The organism is Tenacibaculum sp. Bg11-29 (assembly GCF_002836595.1).
Classification (GTDB): domain Bacteria; phylum Bacteroidota; class Bacteroidia; order Flavobacteriales; family Flavobacteriaceae; genus Polaribacter.
The window spans coordinates 109,439-127,870 of sequence record NZ_PJBB01000003.1 but is presented as its reverse complement, the minus strand read 5'-3'; the positions used below and the strand labels follow the sequence as shown (position 1 = coordinate 127,870).

Sequence of the window (18,432 nt, the reverse complement as noted above, 5' to 3'; positions counted from 1 at the left end):
ATTTTTTTTTAAAATTGAACTTTTACATTAAAGCTATATTCTTTAGTCGTAGGAAGAACTCCTGTTTGAAAACCTTGTAGGTTTCCAGAAGATGTTCCTGCTTCAGGATCAGCATAGGGTAAATTTTTATGGATTATCCATAAATTGCTTCCGTTTGCAGAGAAAGTAATGTTTTTAAACATACTTTTTTCTAAAAATTTAGAAGGTAAACTATAACTTATTGAAACTTCTCTTAGTTTTATATATGAAGCGTCATATACAAATTGTTCTTCAGGAAAACCATATTGCTCTTCAATTGGGCTTCTAACTGTGTTTTTAGTTCCGTCAGCGAATACACCTTGTAATAGGACACCTCCACTATCTGAACCTGAAGTTACAGGGTCTCTCATAGGATTACCTAATTCATTGTTACCAGCCGTAGTTGCATAAATACCAGTTGATCTTCCATATTTTTGATCTAAAGACCAAACATCACCACCTTTTTTCATGTCAACTAAGAAGCTTAAAATAAGGTTTTTATATTTTAGTTTGTTGTTAATACCTCCTGTCCAATCAGGATTAATATCACCTATAATTTGACTATTTACACGTGTGTAATCACCATTAGCATCAACAATCCTATTCGCATCAGATTTAACACCGTTATAATAGTCATAACCACTAGCGACTAAAAGACCAACAGGTTTTCCAACTTCGGCTACTGATAAAATTCTTTGAAAACTACCTAATGTTAATCTAGGAGAACCATCTAAACTTATAGTTTTATTTCTGTTTCTTGTCCAGTTTATAGTCGTTTCCCAAGAGAAATTTTCATTTTTTATAGGAGTTCCTGTTAAGCTTAGTTCTATACCTTTATTCTCTATGTTTCCTGCGTTAATCCAAGCATTAGTATATCCAGTTGCTCCTGTAGAAGGAACTGACATAATTTGATTTGTAGTGTTTGTTTTGTAGTAAGATATGTCTAGTCCAATTCTATTTTTGAAAAGTTTTAATTCTAAACCAGTTTCATAACCTTTAGTTCTTTCAGGTTTTAACTCTGAATTTTTTCTAGTATTTTCGTTAGTGAAACGAACGTTACCTCCTCCGTAGTTTACAAGTTTAAAAAAACCAGGGGCAAGGTTAAATGGATTTGTTCCTCCACCAGTTTCAGCATAATTCACTCTCACTTTACCGAAAGATAACCAGTCAGCCTTTAAATGTTTACTGAAGATGTAAGTAGTTGTAGCAGAAGGATATGTGTAAATGTTATTGCTTGTTGGTAATGTTGATGTTCTATCAGTTCTAACTGTTCCTTCTAAAAAGTAAGTATCGTTAATACTAAAAGTACCACTAGCGTATGCACTATTTGAACCGAACGTAAGAACTCTCTCGGTCGCTGGATCAGGAGTATTTACTGAGTTAGAAATTGCAAATACATTAGGGGCTATTAAACCACCTAGAGTAATAGAAAAGGTGTCGCTAGAAGTGCTTCTTCTAATATTACCTCCAAGTAAACCACTAAATTTAATATTGTCAGTAACATCAGTATTGAAGCTAAAAACTAAATCAAGGTTAGATTCTTTATAAGTTTTATCATATCTAGAATATTGACCTGCTGATTGACTTTGCCTTTTTGAACCTACAGCAATTCTTTCTTGTTGTCCTTGGTTATAGCTGTCAATACTAGCTTTACCAGTTACACTAACCCAGTCTGCAATTTCATGAGTAAGGTTAAAGTTACCGAAAAAACGGCCTCTATTTAATAAACTGAAATTCTGATCTCTTTGAAAATATGGATTGTCATGAAATGCAACTCTTCTGTCAAAAGGACCATTAATACTCCATGATAAATTTTTCCCTGATTCTTTATATGCATTTTCTAAATCCTTGTAATCAACACTTGTTGAAGTCCATTGTCTAAGACTACTAGAAAAATTGTTTCCACCAGAACCGTACCCAGTTTCGTTGGCTCCTTTGCTGACTGTTTTAGTATAAGTAGCACCTGCTGTAATGGTTGTTTTATCACTTAATTTGTAACTAGACGATAAATTAAAAATATCCCTTCCACTAGAACTATTAGGTAAAATCCCTTGGTCTAATTTTTGCTTACTATAGCTAAAACGAAAATTCCCTTGTTCATTACCTGCTGTTAAGGAAATACTGTTATTGTAAGTAATACTGTTTTGATAAATACTATTTCCATTATTTTTAGGAGCAATCCAAGGAGTAGCTTTCCCGTAAGTTGATAATTCAGGATGAAAAGAATTCCAACGATATACTAATAAATTTTTGTCATAAGCAGGTCCCCAAGAGGCATCACCTGTGCGTTCTCTATAGTGAAGACCATCTCCTAGGTCAATCTGGGTGCTAGGAAAAGTATTAGCATATCCACCACCATATTGTGTTTGGTATACAGGTAGTGTATCGAAATCTACAACACCAACAGTAACACTACTGTTTATACTAACTCCTAGACCCTGTTGATTTTCACCTTTTTTTGTTGTAACGATAATAACACCATTAGAAGCTCTTTCTCCATAAAGAGCAGATGCTGCTGCCCCCTTAAGTATATTAATAGATTCGATATCATCAGGGTTAATATCTGATGCTGCGTTACCAAAATCATAACCACCTGTGTTTCCACCTCTTGTCTGGTCTAGAGTATTTGTGTTAGAGTTATCTAAGGGAATTCCATCAACTACCCATAATGCTTGGTTGTTTCCAGATAAAGAAGTTGTACCTCTTATAACAACATTGGTAGAACCACCAATGTTATTGTTCTTTCTAATTTGAATTCCTGAAACTTTTCCAGAAATAGAATTGGCAATGTTTCCTGAGTTAACTTTAGTTAAATCATCTCCTTTTACCTCTTGTGTAGCGTATCCTAGAGATTTTTTTTCTCTTTTTATACCTAAGGCGGTAACTACAATTTCGTTTAGTAGATTCTCATCATCGACCATTGAAACATTAATCTTGTTAGAAGATCCAATTGTTTTTTCAACTGTTTTCTTTCCAACAAAACTAAAAACGAGTACATCATTTTGTTTTCCGTTAATAGAGAAATTTCCGTCAAAATCAGTTTCTACCCCCGAAGTAGTCCCCTTAATAATAATACTAACACCTGGAAGTCCCCCAGATTCATCTGAGACAATCCCAGATATTGTTTTTTCTTGAGCAAATATAATTTGCGTAAACAGAAAAGACAACAATAATAATGTTACTCTCATAGTTTGAAAATTTAAATTGTTTTTCCAAAAAAAGTAAATTAAATATCAATTGCCAAATTAATGGTAATAAGGTATTTTCTTTAGGTAATAATGTATGTTTTGTTGTTTTTTTTTGAGGGTATTAATGTTATTTCTATTTTGTTTTTAGAAAAACATATTTTTTATGGCTTCTGCTTATTGGTGATTATTTTTTCCTTAAATTCATTTGTGTAAGAAGTTATTTTTTTAATCGAAATAATATATTGTTTCTCTTGTTATAGATAGTCATTGAGTTTTCTGAAAAAACGTTAACATAATTACTTAAGCTTTCTATGTAGAGAGTATTATTGAAGTTTATTTTAATCATTTCTCTATCTGCTCTTATAAATATATAACTGTTATGCGTTTCTTTTTGGAGTTCTTTAGTCTTTATAACGATTTGCGTGTTAAATACTTTTTGAATTGTTTGTGAAAAATGGTCAAAAGAAATCGGTTTTAACAAATAGTCTACTATATTTAAATCCATACTACAGTATAATCTCTATAAGCAGTCGTGAAAATTATTTTTGATTTTTTGTTAATTATTTTGATTAAATTTAAACCTGTAATTTCAGGCATATTAATATATAAAAAGTAACTGTTTATTGACTAGTTAGTTTGTTAAAATACTCATTTTTAATGTGGAAATAAGTATTTTTGTTTTTATAAAAGAGTATAGAATGAGTAGAAAAATAAAATTAATTTGGGATTTTAAAGGGCCAGATGGATTAGCAACAGCAAAGCACCATTGTGTTCATTTAAAAGAATTTACTCAAATAGATAATTTAGCATATGATGAGGTAGATCATAAAGAGTTTAATCCTATGCATACCATTGCTTTTATTATAGTTGATGAAAGTAATATGAAAATTTTTAGAGATGCTCTAAAGCCTCATCGAGGTGAGTTAGCTTAATTAAATTAAATTTAAATAATAAAATTATGTTTTTAATAAATGCCTTAGCAAAACCAAAAAAATCATCAGAACATTATGATGAAGTTATCGGAGCTTATGTAAGCTTATATATAGATTATAAAGATATTGAAGGAGCGCTTAAATTAGCGAAGCATTATATAAAAGATGAAGGTTGGAAAGTGACAGAAATAGAAGAAGAATATTTTACATTAGATTCTGTAGATGATGTTGATGAAGATCAAAGAGAGTTGTATAGTGAAGCTGTGGAGTATGGTTATACAATCGTTTTTAATTGTTATGAAGAGGAATGATTTTTAGATAAAGGTTAATTAAAATAGACTATCTTTCACTAAAATTATTTATGATGAAAGGTAGTTTTCTTTTTTTTGCCGCAATTTTTCTTTCTTTTAAAAGCTTTACTCAGCATAATTTTTCTACATATGTTGCTCATAAATCAATAACAGAGGCTATCCGGGTAAATAATGAACTTATAGCAGGAAGAACTTCTTTTTTTGAAAAACAAGCAGCGGCTAAACCGCTTATGTTTCAGAGTACAAAAATAAAAATACAAGAATTTAATAGGTTATCTAATAACTTATCAAAATATATAGAGGCAATTCAAAAAGAGGTGAATACCGAGCAGGTTTTATATGAGATGTTAAACCGTGATTTTTATAAAAAAGTTCTTTTTAATGATAGTAAAAAGTTATCCTATAAAGGGAGGAAGCTTAAAATAAAAATAGATAGTTTATATAATCATTCAGTTAAAATAAATGTTCATAAATTATCTCAATTAGAGAATTTTTATAATGATCATTTTAAGACAGGTGATATTTTTTATGGTTTTGATGAAAACGAGTTAGATTATTTTCAATATCATTTTTATGATAAGTCTAACTATGGTATTATGATGGCAATGAATTGTTTATTGTTAGATGTAAAAACTTTTCAATTACTGTATTTTGGAACAGTTATGAGTTATTAATAGTTGTTTTTAAGTGAAATAAAAATAAATAAATAAAAATAGCTTTCTCTCTCATATTCAGATAATTTGATTAATTTCGCGGGCTAAATTATTTCATACAAATGAAACGTATCAAAGAATATAAAAAGCTTTTTAATGTTGAAGGAGCAATTGATTTAAAAGTATTAAAAACTACTTATCGAGGATTGGTAAAAGAATGGCATCCAGATAAATTTCAAGACGAAGAAAAGAAGTTAGAAGCCGAAGAGGTTAGTACAAAAATTATTGATGGCTATCACTTTTTAGTGAGTATAGCACCTAAAACAAAAGAAGCTAATTTAGAAGCATATAATACTACTATAACTGAATTTAGAGTAGATGACTATCAACACAAAAGTATGTTGTTAGAAGTTACTTTTACAGATGGTAATACTTATGAATATTTTGGGGTAAACAAAAAATTATTTATCAAATTCGTAAATGCAAAATCTATAAACAACTTCGGGAAAAGGAATATTTTTAATTCTTTTACTTATAGAAAGTCAAAGAAAGCAATGGCTACGGCGTAAATGCTTTAATTAAATAATAAAAAAGACCTTTCATTAAATTTAGTGAGAGGTCTTTTTTATTTTAATAAATACTTTTATTCAGCAATACTTTTTGCACAAATAAATCCGCCTGTCCAAGCATTTTGAAAATTGAATCCACCCGTTACGGCATCGATATTTAAAACTTCACCAACTATAAATAAGTTTTTGTGTAATCTACTTTCAAATCGTTTAAAGTTAATTTCTTTCAAATCTACACCACCAGCAGTTACAAACTCATCTTTAAAAGTAGTTCTTCCGTTAGCATTAAATAATCCTTTGGTTAATTGAGTAGTTAAATTATTGAGCTGTTTATTACTTAGATCACCCCAATTTTGAGTTGTTTTAATTTCTGCAGCAGCTATAAAACGTTCCCATAAACGACGCGGAATGTCTGCAAAAGGAGACTTTAAATTTACTTGCTTTCTAGCTTGTGAATTTTTAAGTTGTGTTAATTCATCTAGAGTAGTCTCAAAATTTTGTCCTAACCAATTTACTTCAACGTTATATTGATAGTTTTTATCCGCTAAAATTCGTGCACCGAACGCAGATAATTTTAAAATTGCAGGCCCACTTAATCCCCAATGCGTAATTAATAAAGGTCCTGAGTTTTCTAAATTAGTTCCTACTAGTTTTACGTCAGCATTAGGTACTGATATTCCGCCTAAATCAATAATCCGTTTATCTTTTATATTAAAAGTAAACAAAGAAGGTACGGGTTCGATAATAGTATGGTTTAATGTTTTACATAAATCCCAAACCTTTTTAGAACTACCTGCTGCAATTACTAGATAGTCAGCTTCAAATTGTTGATCTTTCGTGTTGATAATCCACTTTTTATCTTGTTGTTCAACTGAATTTACTCCGTGATTTTTTAAGACTCTAATCCCAAGATTATCAACAGCACTTTCAAAACAATCTATAATAGCTTGTGAAGTATTTACTTCAGGAAATACTCGGTTATCACTTTCAATTTTTAAAGGGATTCCTTTGTTGTCAAACCACTCGAAAGTATCACCAGTCATAAACTGATGAAAAGGACCTAAAAGTTCTTTTTCTCCTCTAGGATAGAATTTTACGAGTTCTTTAGGTTCAAAACAAGCATGTGTAACATTACAACGTCCTCCTCCAGAAATTTTAACTTTCTGTAATACATCTTTTCCTTTTTCAAGAATAGTAATATCTAAATCAGGATTGTTTTCTTTTGCATTTATAGCTGTGAAATATCCTGCTGCACCCCCACCAATTATAATTACTTTTTTCATTTTTAGAGAACCTCTCGACTGCGTTCGATGAGATATTTAAAATTAATTTGTTAAGTCGAGCGCAGTCGAGACCTAATTATTTAGAATTTATAAAACCATTTCTTTATAAGGCACAATTGTATCATAACCTTTCTGTTTAAAATAAGGTAAGGTGTCGTCATTTCCTGTAGCCAAAACAAAATCTCCACCCCATGCACCTAAACTTTTAATTTCTCCAAAATAATCAGAGAACAATCGTTTTTTTACAGGAGTTTGTTTAATAATTGAACTAATTAATTGTTCGTGCTCAATGATTATTTTATTTAATTTTTTAGAAGAAGCTGCTTTTAAAAATTCTTGAGTTAGAATATTCATTTCAGGAATTAATGTTTGCGCTTCTTCTTTATGTTGTTTGTATTGTGCAATTCCCTCTCTACTATTTTGTTTTTGGTTTAAATACACAAAAAATAACTCATCCGAAAAGTTCGGATTGAATTCTACTTTAGATACAATAGGTTGCTTTTCCTTTAATTCATATAGAATAGGAGTATTGTTACTAGCACAAGCAATATCGTAACCACTACCAGAAAAAGCATTCCATAATAAGGTAAAAGGATTCACATTTGCCCAAGTAGCAATATTATTTATTAAAGTAGATGAACTACCGAGTCCCCAATTTTGAGGGAAAGTTAAATTTGTTTTTACAACAAAACCGTTTTTAGTAGTTAGAAATTCTGGGTTTAATTTTTTAGCTTCTAGTAAAATATCCGATAAAGTTTCTGCAATAAACTCAGCGTTCCCTTCTTTGTTAGAATTAAAAGTAGCTGAGGTTAAGCGTAGCTTAGGCAAATCGAAGGTAGCTTCAAACCAGCACTCACCAGTATTGGTAAAACTTCCCCAAATAAGTTGCGACTCTTTTATTGATTCAATAATTAAATCTTGCCCAAATTTTGTAGGTACTGCTAAAGAAGCTGCTCCGTCAAGAACAACATACTCACCAGTTAATAATAATTTTCCGTTAGAATAAAAATTCATTTACAAATGCCTGATCGAGCGCAGTCGATACCTTATTATAAAATTAAAACCTCTCGACTGCGCTCGATGAGACAAATAATACTATTTTCTTAACTCGTTAAATTTATCAACAACTGCACTATGAGAAACAGTAGTACTTTCAAAATAAAGGGTGATAATTTCTCTTTCTTTAGTAGTTGCTTCTAGTTGATTTAAAATATTTTGCAAATGCATTTTCATATGTCCATGCTGAATCCCTTTAGTTGTTAAAGCACGTAAAGCAGCAAAGTTTTGAGCTAAACCAGCGGTAGCAATAATTTTCATCAATTCTTTTGCTGATGGTTTTTGCATCATATCTAATGATAGTTTCGCCATTGGGTGTAATGCTGTTAAACCACCAACAGTTCCTAGTGCTAATGGGATTTCAATCCAAAACCGAAAAATACCATCTTTAATTTCACAATGCGTAAGTGTTTTATAATGACCATCTTTTGAGGCATAAGCATGTGCACCAGCTTCAATAGCTCTAAAATCATTTCCAGTCGCTAAAACAACAGCATCAATACCATTCATAATTCCTTTGTTATGGGTAACAGCCCTGTAGGGTTCAATTTCAGCGATCTGAATTGCTTGATGGAATTTTTGAGCAAATTTTTGAGGATTTTCACCACCTAAATCTTCTATCTTACAACTAACCTCTGCTTTAACAATACAGTCAGTAACATAATTAGATAATATACTCATTACAATTTCAATATCATCGCGCCTAAATTGATTAGCCATAGCTTCTAAACACGAATTAATAAAATTCGCACCCATGCTATCTTTTGTTTCAAAAGTTACATGTAATTGATAGTAGTTATCAAGCTTAGCTGTTTTATCAATAAGTTGAATATCTAAAATACCTCCACCCCGTTTCTCCATATTTTTGGTGATAGAAGCTGTAGCTTTGAATAATAAGGGTTTTTGCTGATTAAAGTAGTTTTCTAAATCGGTTTTATCTCCCTCATACATAAAATGTACTTGCCCAATTTTAGTAGTTGAAATAACTTCAGTTTTAAAACCACCTCGAGTACTCCAGTATTTAGCAACCAAAGATGCGGCGGCAACTACAGAACTTTCTTCAACAACCATTGGTATTACATAATCACGACCATTTATAACAAAGTTAGGTGCAATTCCGTAAGGCATGTAAAAATTAGAAATAGTATTTTCTATAAAATCATCATGTAATTGCTGTAGTTTAGCATCTATATTCCAATACTGTTTTAATGTTTGTGTAATTTCAGGTTGGCTATTGAAATATGCTTTAGCTAACCAGTCTATTTTTTCTTCTTTCGTAAGTTTAGAAAATCCAGCAATAATTTTAGACATTCTTAGTAAAATTTAGGTGCTCCAAAGATAAATGAATCTTGTTAAAATAGAGTTCTTATTTAGGATTTCTAGTTTTTTGGTACATTTTTTGGTGATTTTTCCGTAAACTTGGCAAACTTTTTAAGTAAACAACAACTCAATATGAAAAAAATAGTACTACTTTTTATAGGGATATCTACGCTTTTACAAGCACAAAAAAAAGATGTTTCTTTAGAAGATATATGGAGAAAAGGCACATTTAGAGCTGATTACATGAACTCTTTAAATTCAATGAATGGAGATTATTATTCATTATTGAATAATAAAGAAGGTAGCTCTTCTGTTGATAAATACGATTATAAAACTTTAGAAAAAGTTGCAACAATTGTAGATAGTAAAGATTTAAACGAGTTAAAAACGTTTCAATCATATAGTTTTAATAGTGATGAAACGAAGTTAATTTTAGGAACTAACTTTAAGTCAATATTTCGTCATTCTTTTTTAGGAACATTCTATATGTATGACATTGCTTCAAAAACATTAAGGCTAATAGGAGAAGACATTCAAAGACCCACTTTTTCGCCAGATAGTAAAAGAGTAGCATACGCAAAAGATAATAATCTATTTATAAGAGATTTTTCAAGTAATTCACTTGTTCAAGTAACAACTGATGGAGAAAAGAATAAAATTATAAATGGTATTACTGATTGGGTTTACGAAGAAGAATTTGGTTTTGTAAAAGCTTTTGAGTGGAGTAAAAATGGTAGTAATCTTGCTTTTTTACGTTTTGATGAAAGTGCAGTAAAAACATTTTCGATGGATGTGTATGGTAAAGAGAAATATCCAACACAAGAAGTTTTTAAGTATCCGAAAGCAGGAGAAGATAATGCTAAGGTTACTTTACATGTGTATTCTTTAGCAACAAACGGAACAGCAAAAATTATTTTTGGAGACTACGAATATATACCAAGAATTAATTGGACAAAAGATGATAATGTTTTAGCAGTACGTACTTTAAATCGTCATCAAAATGATTTAAAGATGTATTTTATCAATGCTAAAACATATGATACTTCATTAATATTAAATGAAACAGATAAAGCTTATGTAGAGGTAAATGATGATTTAACTTTTTTAAATGATAATAGTTTTATTTGGACAAGTGAAAAAGATGGTTTCAATCACATTTATCATTACAATAAAAAAGGGGAATTGATTAATCAAGTTACAAAAGGTAATTGGGAGGTAACTTCTTATTATGGTTTTGATGCTGATAAAAAAACAGTTTACTATCAATCGGTAGAAAATGGATCAATAAATAGAGGTGTTTATAGTATTTCTTTAAAAGGAGAGAATAAAAAAGTTTTAAGTAATCCTTTAGGAACAAATAGTGCGTCATTTAGTAGAAACATGCATTATTTTATAAATACATTTTCTGATGCATCTACTCCAACAGTGTATTCTTTAAGAAATGATGCAGGAAATGTTTTAAAAACGGTAAAAGATAATGCTGCTTTAAAAGAAGTGGTAGCGAAGTATAATTTAAGTAAAAAAGAGTTTTCTACTATTAATATAAACGGAAACGACTTAAATATGTATACTATTAAGCCTGTTAACTTCGATTCGAATAAAAAATACCCAGTATTAATGTACCAGTACTCTGGTCCAGGATCACAGAATGTAAAGAATAGTTGGAACGGAGCAAATGATTACTGGCATCAAATGTTAGCACAAGACGGTTATATTGTTGTTTGTGTTGATGGTAGAGGTACAGGATTTAAAGGAAGAGACTTTAAAAAAGTTACTTACATGAACTTGGTAAAGCTTGAAACTGAAGATCAAATAGCAGTTGCAAAGAAACTAGCTGATTTATCTTATGTAGACGCAAAGAGAATTGGTATTTGGGGATGGTCTTTTGGAGGACATATGAGTACTAACTGTTTACTAAAAGGGAATGATATTTTTGCAACAGCAATAGCAGTAGCTCCTGTTACAACTTGGCGTTTTTATGATAGTATTTATACTGAACGTTATATGAGAACTCCAGAAGAAAATCCAACAGGGTATGATGAAAATTCACCATTAAACTATCCAGAGTTATTAAAAGGGAAGTATTTGTTGATTCATGGAACGGGAGATGATAATGTACATGTACAGAATGCTTATAGAATGGCAGAAGCTTTAATACAAGCAAATAAACAATTTGAATGGGGAATGTATCCTGATAGAAATCACGGAATTTATGGTGGTAATACTCGTTTACATTTATATACAAAAATGACGAATTTCATTAAAAATAATTTATAAAATATAACAAATATGAACACTGTAAAGCAAGAAGATCTTTGGGGGCATCCTAAGGGACTATATGTATTATTTTTTGTAGAAATGTGGGAACGATTTTCATACTACGGTATGCGTGCCATATTAACATTGTATTTAGCAGCACCTATATTATTAGGGAATCCTCAATCTGGTTTTGGGTGGTCAAATACAGAAACAATATCTTTTTATGGTACTTATACAATGTTAGTTTATTTAACTTCAATACCAGGAGGTTGGATTGCAGATAAATATATTGGTCAGAAAAAAGCAGTAATGCTAGGAGGTGTTCTTTTGTGTATAGGTCATGGTATTTTAGCTATTGATACACAATGGGCTTTCTTTACTGGTTTATTATTTATTGTAATAGGTGTAGGTTTTTTAAAACCAAATATTTCTACAATGGTTGGTGGGTTATACCCAAAAGGAGATGATAGAAGAGATAAAGGATTTTATGTTTTTTATATTGGAATAAATTTAGGTGCTTTCTTAGGTGCTTTAGCAGTAGGTATTGTAGCTGCAAAATATGGTTGGCACTATGGTTTTGGATTAGCTGGTATTGGTATGGCTTTGGGGCAGATAGTGTATATGTATGGTTTAAAATATTTAGAAGGAGTAGGAGAATTTTTAGGGAAAAATGATTCGCCAGATAAAGAATTAATGAAAAAACCTTTAACAGCGGTAGAAAAAGATAGAATGTTAGTAATGTTTTTATCTTTCTTAATTATCATTGTTTTTTGGGGTGCTTTTGAGCAAGCTGGTGGATTAATGAGTTTGTATACTGAGCAAAAAACAGATAGGTTACTTCCTTTCTTTGATTATGAAGTTCCTGCAGCTGTATTTCAATCAGTAAATGCATTTTTTATTATTATTTTAGGAACTGCTGTTGGTGCTTTTTGGCATAAATGGGGAAAAAAAGGAAAAGAATCTTCGTCGTTATTTAAAATGGCAATAGGTGTTATTATTATGGCTTTTGGTTTTTTCTTTATGAGCAAAGCAAGTACAGAAGTAGTTATGGATGGAGAGAATGTTATAGCAAAATCAGCGATGATATGGTTGGTTTTAGCATATTTATTCCATACAATAGGAGAGTTGTGTGCTTCACCAGTCGCATTATCTTTTATAACAAAATTAGCACCAGTAAAGTATGCATCATTTATGATGGGGGCATATTTTGCAGCTACAGGTTTAGGTAATAAAGTAGCTGGGTTAGTTGGAGCAATGTCAGAAGGAGCAGGAGAATTTCAGGTTTTTACTGGTATCGCAGTTTTCTGTACCATTTTTGGAATACTAATAATTTTAATATTAAAGCCTCTAAAACGATTAACACATGGAGCTGAGGATATTAAAGGAACTTCAAACGAAGAAGCTGAAGGATTTGAATTAGCAGATAACAATTAAAAATAAAATAAAAACCTTGTGATATTAAATATTACAAGGTTTTTTTATTTGTAAATTATATATAACAAAAATATGAGTACAAACACAGTTAGATTTGAAGGTTCAGAAATGAATCGTAAATTATTAATGGGACACCCATCAGGACTATTTGTTCTTTTTTTTACTGAAATGTGGGAGCGTTTTTCGTATTATGGAATGCGTGCAATTTTAGTGTTATTTTTAACATCTGCTATCACTGGAGATAATCCTGGTTGGGGATGGTCGAGAGAGGATGCGTTAGGATTATATGGTACATATACAATGCTTGTGTATTTTTCTCCAATTATAGGGGGGTATTTAGCAGATAAAATTTTAGGATATCGATATGCTGTGGCAATTGGTGCTTTTATAATGACGTTAGGACATGCAACAATGGCTTTAAATACAGCCTGGAGTCTGTATTTAGGTATTGGTTTGTTAGTTGCGGGAAATGGATTGTTTAAGCCGAATATTACATCTATTATTAATGGTGTTTACAAAAATGCTCAAGATAAAAAAGATGGTGCTTTTACCATATTTTATATGGGAGTAAATGCTGGTGCTTTTGTTGGGATCTTACTTTGCGGATATGTTGGTGAAACTGCTGGTTGGCATTATGGATTTGGATTAGCAGGTGTATTTATGTTTTTAGGAATGTTGCAATTTTGGTTTGCTCAAGGAATTTTTGGAAGCATAGGATTATCGCCATCAAAGGCTATTGAATATAATGATGCAATTGAAAACATAGAAGAAAAGGGAACAATAGAAGAAGAAGAAATTCCAGCTAATGTTCAAAGAGATCGTTATATAGTTGTAGCTATTTTAGCCTTCTTTACTGTTTTCTTTTGGGCAGCTTTTGAGCAAGCTGGTGGATCAATGACTATTTTTGCAGGAGATTATACAAATAGAGTTTTAGAAGGAGATTCTGCAAATATATTTAGAGTTGCAAATACGTTATTAACAGTAGTTCCTTTATTAATAATAACATATGTTTTATTTCAATTATTTAAAATAACTTTTAAAAAATATGCTTTATCTAATCTTTTTTTAGGAGCTAGTTTTGCAATTATTTGGTGTATTGTTATTTGGATGTTAAAAAATCAATTTAGTGATGTTAAAACAGAAGTCCCTGCTTCTTGGTTCTCTATTTTAAATTCATTTTATATTATTGCTTTTGCTCCTTTAATTTCAAAAATATGGGAGAGTAAATTTAATCCTCCAGCTACAGTGAAATTCGGAATGGGACTGATCCTTTTGGGGTTAGGTTTTGGAGTGCTAGCTTATGGATCTTCTGAGATTCCACAAGGAGCACAAACGGCATCTGTAAGCATGGTTTGGCTAATACTAGCATATTTACTTCATACTTTAGGTGAACTATGCTTGTCGCCTGTTGGTTTATCTTATGTATCAAAACTTGTTCCAGCATCTACAATTGGTGTAATGTTTGGTCTTTGGTATATTGCGGTAGGTATGGGTAATAAAGCAGCTGGATCTATGGGAGGTATGATAGATAAGATTACTGCAACTTATGATATGAGTACATTCTTTTTAATTTTTACAATTGTACCAATGCTTGCTGGTTTTATTTTAATGGGATTAACTCCGTTAGTAAAGAAATTAATGCACGGGGTAAAATAAACTTAAATAAAACGTTAAAATATTTCATAAACCTGTCAATTATTAATAATTGACAGGTTTTTTTGTAAATTTGGAATACTTATTGAGACTTAAGAGATATGAAGAAATTAATTTTAGTAGCAGTTTTAGCAATTATTTCAGTTGGAGTAAAGGCACAAGAGAAAGTTAATTGGTTAACCTTTGAAGAAGCGTTGGAGAAAAATAAAGAGACTCCAAAACCTATTTTGGTCGATTTATATACAGACTGGTGTGGTTGGTGTAAAAAAATGGACAAGACTACTTACAAAAATAATGTTATTGTTAAGTTTATTAACGAAAACTATTATGCAGTAAAAATGGATGGTGAAGGAAAAGAGGATATAAGTTTTAAAGGTAAAACTTATAAATATGTACAAAAAGGTAAAAGTAAGTACCATGAGTTAGCTGCTGCTATTATGAAAGGTAAAATGAGTTACCCTTCTACAGCTTTTTTCGACTTAGAAGAAAGATTAATACAAACAGTGCCAGGTTATTTAGCCGAAAAGAAGTTCGAGATGGTTTTAGCTTTCTTTACAAAAGATAATTATAAAACAAAAAAGTGGTCTGAGTTTTCAAAAGCTTTTAAAGGTTCTATTTAATTAATTAACCTTATTTAATAATAAACGCTCCGTTTTGTCTAGTTTGATGAAACGGAGTTTTTTGTTTCTTACATGTAGCTTTCCATCTATTTAAAGAGCTTTTGTAGTTACTGCCATCTGCAATTATCTGTTTAGGTTCTAAAGTTTCAATTAACCTATTTAAATTTATTTTTGGAGAGTGCTGTAGAATTATTATAGGTTTTTTTAATGCAAGATCATAAATTCCTAAACTATCTATTATTAAAATAGTGTCCGAATTATAGCGAATAATGTTACCTATTTTAGGAGGGAAATTACTTTTTATATTTTCATTTATTCGATATGCTTTAATAACATTATTGTTATACGTTTTTAAAGTATCACCGTACTGTAGTAATTTAAATAGTTTTCCATTTCTATAACCTAGTAAATTTTCCTTAGTTTTATGAAAAACAATAATTTCTTGTTTATACTCCCTATCAATTTTATTATAAAGTAAAGAAGTTTGTAATAAAACTATCGAGAAAAGTAGAAACAGAAGTTGTTTAGTTTTTTTATGTATGCTTAATTGGTAAACAGATATAATTATAAAGTACCAAGTAATCATTTCATAGAAAGACATTGAAATTTCATGAAATAAAAAGGACTCTTGGTTTGATATCCAATTAACATATTTATTCATTAGTGAAATAATAGACCCATATATGTTAGCTAATAAATTGGGTAATGCTTTTGATAAAGCAAGTATTATAATTAATATACCTCCAATTAGTATTCCTCCTAAAAATGGAATAATTAATAAATTTGAAAGTATAAATAAACCAGGAAACTGATGAAAGTAATATAAGCTTATTGGTAATATTCCTGCTTGTGCAGCTAAAGAGATAGTAATAAGCTTCCAAAGTTTATTAAATAACCAAAGCTTAGGACTCCATAATTTGTAAAGTAGTGGTTGTATCCAAATAATTCCAAAAACGGCTAAATAGCTTAATTGAAACCCAACATCGAATAAAAATAAGGGTTTTATTAATAATAAGAAAAACATTGAGCTTATCAATGAATATTCAACAACTTTTTTCTTTTTAAACGATTCACCAACAGCTATGAAACAAAACATGGTAACTGCTCTAACTACCGAAGCGGATAAACCTGCAACAAAAGCAAAAGCCCACAGTAATATAATAATGAGTGCCGTTTTTATATATGAGCCATGTTTTAGCTTTTCTATAGGGGTTAATAAATATGATAAAATTAATAGAATGATTCCTATATGTAACCCTGAAATAGCGAGAATGTGTATTGCACCAGCTTTTACGTAACTATTAAGAATATTTTTTGATATGTCCTGTCGCTGACCTAGTAATAGTGCGTTGATTACCGAAAGTTGATCTTTAGTGAATGAATATTTTTTTAATGAACTAAGAATTCTATTTCTAAGTTTTGATGATAAGCTATAAATAGATATAATACCTTTTTTAAATTTTTTATAATCTTCTTGATTAATAACAATTTGCTGGTAAATGTATTGTTTAGCTAAATAGTCCTTATAGTTAAATTGGTAAGGATTTAATGGAGAGGTTAAATTTTTAAACTTCTTAGTTATATAAATTTGATTCCCCACTTTTAATAGAGTAGAAGTACTATCTTTTTTTAGATTTACTAATATATTGCCAATAGTTTTCCTGCTGTTAATTTGAACTACCTGAGCTACAAATTTATGATAGTATCTACTAGACTTTAATATTTTATTTATATGTAGTGTTGTTCCTTTCTTTTTTGAAGAATTATACTGGTAATGATTAGCGTAATTTTTAGGATTGTTTATAAAAGTTGTAGATATTCCAATTAAAATGAATAATATCATTGATACTACCGTAAAAGTCTTACGGTTTCCATTTCTTTTAAAAATATACAATAAACAAAGCATTAATAACATCAGACATACTATTAGTATTAAGTTACGCGCCCAAAGATTAGTATAGAATTGTATAGTAATTCCAGATATTATACATATAAGGAAGTGGAATGGTAAATATTCAATCAGTTTTTTCATAGCACAATAAAGTTATGAAAATAATAATAAATAATAATGTGTTGATTTACAGTGGTTTATTTTTATTTAGATTTATTATTCTCTTTTTAATAATAAATGCCAGTCCATTAAGTGTTATTCCTCTAGTTTGTAACTATAATTATTATTAGTTCTTATTATAAATAAAGGTTTTTCGATATTTTATAGTCAATAAGATGGGTAATAAGTTACTGATTATTAGTATTTTATGTAAATAATCGTTATCTTTAGAATAATAATTTTAACCAAACTAAACTTAAAAATTATGAAAAAATTAATTAAATTAATTTTCGTGCTAACACTTTCAGTTTTATTGTACAATTGTGCTAATAACACAGAAGACATTATTGAAACCGATCAAGTTCTAACTCCAGCAGATGTTAAAATTCCGATGGCAAAACAGAATACCGCTGTTAATGAATTTACTACTCTCGTGGCAGATCCTTGTGATGGGGTTGCTGAGTTTAATGGAGATAGCTCTTCTTATTCTATAGGAGATACGGTAACTTTCTTAGGTTCTTTATATGTAAAAACGGCTATTGGATGGGATTTTGTAGCCACGTGTGGTACTGGAGGAGGTCCATGTGATGGTGTTGATGCGTATAATGGGGATGACTCTTCTTATGCAGTTGGAGACTTAATGATTTACAAAGGGGTATTGTATGAAAGAACTGCTAGTGGATGGAATAACCTTGGACCATGTAGTGGAGGAGGTAGTTAATTGATTATCTAATTTATTGAATAAATTAGGATAAAAAACTTATTTTAATAAATGCTCTGGAAATACTCCAGAGCATTTTTTTTAGTAAAATACGAAGTTTTAAAATTCAAGGTTGAATTTAATCTTATAAATTTAAAACTATATATAACTGCTTTTTTTAGTGGTTATATAGCCATATTTTTATTTTTTATTAGAATGTAATTATATGGTTGCTTATTTTGTTAAGACATTAAAATAGGAGTACTCTTGTTTGTAATTTATGATATAAAAATAGGTTTAAAATCAATAAGTATAGTGCTTTTGTGTAGGGTAGAGTAAATGTAATTGTTTGTAATTCACAAGATTTACCACAGAGATTTAATAGT

The 18,432-nt window shown here is 30.1% G+C and carries 14 protein-coding genes; 9 read left to right on the top strand and 5 right to left on the bottom strand.

The features are described 5' to 3' along the window. Positions 1-8 precede the first annotated feature (8 nt). Positions 9-3,206 carry a SusC/RagA family TonB-linked outer membrane protein gene (locus tag CXF68_RS00550; RefSeq protein WP_101042425.1) on the bottom strand — a complete coding sequence of 1,066 codons (3,198 nt, stop codon included), beginning with the start codon at positions 3,204-3,206 and terminating at the stop codon, positions 9-11. Positions 3,207-3,904: 698 nt separating this feature from the next. Here CXF68_RS00550 and CXF68_RS00540 point away from each other — a divergent pair. The 4 genes from CXF68_RS00540 (at position 3,905) to CXF68_RS00525 (ending at position 5,671) form a co-directional block, all read left to right on the top strand. Beyond that, the gene (locus CXF68_RS00540; RefSeq protein ID WP_101042423.1) at positions 3,905-4,138 is read left to right on the top strand and encodes a hypothetical protein; all 234 of its coding nucleotides are present in this window, start codon (positions 3,905-3,907) and stop codon (positions 4,136-4,138) included. A gap of 26 nt (positions 4,139-4,164) precedes the next feature. Further along, positions 4,165-4,449: a hypothetical protein gene (locus tag CXF68_RS00535; protein WP_101042422.1), complete on the top strand. Its 285-nt coding sequence runs from the start codon at positions 4,165-4,167 to the stop codon at positions 4,447-4,449. A gap of 53 nt (positions 4,450-4,502) precedes the next feature. Beyond that, positions 4,503-5,123 (top strand): hypothetical protein, encoded by a 621-nt coding sequence (locus CXF68_RS00530; protein ID WP_101042421.1) that lies wholly within the window; start codon positions 4,503-4,505, stop codon positions 5,121-5,123. Positions 5,124-5,224: 101 nt separating this feature from the next. Then, positions 5,225-5,671, top strand: a complete 447-nt coding sequence (locus tag CXF68_RS00525; RefSeq protein WP_101042420.1) for a KTSC domain-containing protein — start codon at positions 5,225-5,227, stop codon at positions 5,669-5,671. A 74-nt stretch (positions 5,672-5,745) separates the two neighbouring features. On the opposite strand, the gene CXF68_RS00520 is transcribed toward CXF68_RS00525, so the two are convergent. From CXF68_RS00520 to CXF68_RS00510, 3 genes are all read right to left on the bottom strand, one after another. Beyond that, the gene (locus CXF68_RS00520) at positions 5,746-6,954 is read right to left on the bottom strand and encodes an NAD(P)/FAD-dependent oxidoreductase (protein WP_101042419.1); all 1,209 of its coding nucleotides are present in this window, start codon (positions 6,952-6,954) and stop codon (positions 5,746-5,748) included. An 87-nt stretch (positions 6,955-7,041) separates the two neighbouring features. Then, a complete protein-coding gene (locus CXF68_RS00515) occupies positions 7,042-7,968 on the bottom strand; it encodes a GYDIA family GHMP kinase (protein WP_101042418.1) in 927 nt (308 codons plus the stop codon). 81 nt (positions 7,969-8,049) lie between these two features. After that, complete coding sequence (locus CXF68_RS00510) at positions 8,050-9,321, bottom strand: hydroxymethylglutaryl-CoA reductase, degradative (protein ID WP_101042417.1); 1,272 nt, start codon at positions 9,319-9,321, stop codon at positions 8,050-8,052. Between the two features lie 141 nt (positions 9,322-9,462). Here CXF68_RS00510 and CXF68_RS00505 point away from each other — a divergent pair, with 141 nt between their 5' ends. The 4 genes from CXF68_RS00505 (at position 9,463) to CXF68_RS00490 (ending at position 15,296) form a co-directional block, all read left to right on the top strand. Then, entirely contained in the window at positions 9,463-11,607 is a 2,145-nt protein-coding gene (locus CXF68_RS00505; RefSeq protein ID WP_101042416.1) for a S9 family peptidase, read from the top strand. Positions 11,608-11,619: 12 nt separating this feature from the next. Beyond that, entirely contained in the window at positions 11,620-13,023 is a 1,404-nt protein-coding gene (locus CXF68_RS00500) for a peptide MFS transporter (RefSeq protein WP_101042415.1), read from the top strand. Between the two features lie 72 nt (positions 13,024-13,095). Then, complete coding sequence (locus CXF68_RS00495) at positions 13,096-14,679, top strand: peptide MFS transporter (RefSeq protein WP_101042414.1); 1,584 nt, start codon at positions 13,096-13,098, stop codon at positions 14,677-14,679. Between the two features lie 98 nt (positions 14,680-14,777). Then, a complete protein-coding gene (locus CXF68_RS00490) occupies positions 14,778-15,296 on the top strand; it encodes a DUF255 domain-containing protein (RefSeq protein ID WP_101042413.1) in 519 nt (172 codons plus the stop codon). 10 nt (positions 15,297-15,306) lie between these two features. Here CXF68_RS00490 and CXF68_RS00485 read toward each other — a convergent pair whose 3' ends face one another. Beyond that, positions 15,307-17,328 carry a ComEC/Rec2 family competence protein gene (locus CXF68_RS00485; RefSeq protein WP_101042412.1) on the bottom strand — a complete coding sequence of 674 codons (2,022 nt, stop codon included), beginning with the start codon at positions 17,326-17,328 and terminating at the stop codon, positions 15,307-15,309. A gap of 283 nt (positions 17,329-17,611) precedes the next feature. On the opposite strand from CXF68_RS00485, the gene CXF68_RS00480 reads away from it, so the two are divergent. Next, a complete protein-coding gene (locus tag CXF68_RS00480) occupies positions 17,612-18,067 on the top strand; it encodes a hypothetical protein (RefSeq protein ID WP_101042411.1) in 456 nt (151 codons plus the stop codon). Positions 18,068-18,432 lie beyond the last annotated feature (365 nt).

Coding starts and splice junctions, on each gene's coding strand:
- CXF68_RS00525 (WP_101042420.1), top strand. CDS start 5,225: ATGAAACGTATCAAAGAATATAAAAAGCTTTTTAATGTTGAAGGAGCA.
- CXF68_RS00515 (WP_101042418.1), bottom strand. CDS start 7,968: ATGAATTTTTATTCTAACGGAAAATTATTATTAACTGGTGAGTATGTT.
- CXF68_RS00550 (WP_101042425.1), bottom strand. CDS start 3,206: ATGAGAGTAACATTATTATTGTTGTCTTTTCTGTTTACGCAAATTATA.
- CXF68_RS00535 (WP_101042422.1), top strand. CDS start 4,165: ATGTTTTTAATAAATGCCTTAGCAAAACCAAAAAAATCATCAGAACAT.
- CXF68_RS00480 (WP_101042411.1), top strand. CDS start 17,612: ATGAAAAAATTAATTAAATTAATTTTCGTGCTAACACTTTCAGTTTTA.
- CXF68_RS00495 (WP_101042414.1), top strand. CDS start 13,096: ATGAGTACAAACACAGTTAGATTTGAAGGTTCAGAAATGAATCGTAAA.
- CXF68_RS00500 (WP_101042415.1), top strand. CDS start 11,620: ATGAACACTGTAAAGCAAGAAGATCTTTGGGGGCATCCTAAGGGACTA.
- CXF68_RS00540 (WP_101042423.1), top strand. CDS start 3,905: ATGAGTAGAAAAATAAAATTAATTTGGGATTTTAAAGGGCCAGATGGA.
- CXF68_RS00490 (WP_101042413.1), top strand. CDS start 14,778: ATGAAGAAATTAATTTTAGTAGCAGTTTTAGCAATTATTTCAGTTGGA.
- CXF68_RS00505 (WP_101042416.1), top strand. CDS start 9,463: ATGAAAAAAATAGTACTACTTTTTATAGGGATATCTACGCTTTTACAA.
- CXF68_RS00520 (WP_101042419.1), bottom strand. CDS start 6,954: ATGAAAAAAGTAATTATAATTGGTGGGGGTGCAGCAGGATATTTCACA.
- CXF68_RS00510 (WP_101042417.1), bottom strand. CDS start 9,321: ATGTCTAAAATTATTGCTGGATTTTCTAAACTTACGAAAGAAGAAAAA.
- CXF68_RS00530 (WP_101042421.1), top strand. CDS start 4,503: ATGAAAGGTAGTTTTCTTTTTTTTGCCGCAATTTTTCTTTCTTTTAAA.
- CXF68_RS00485 (WP_101042412.1), bottom strand. CDS start 17,328: ATGAAAAAACTGATTGAATATTTACCATTCCACTTCCTTATATGTATA.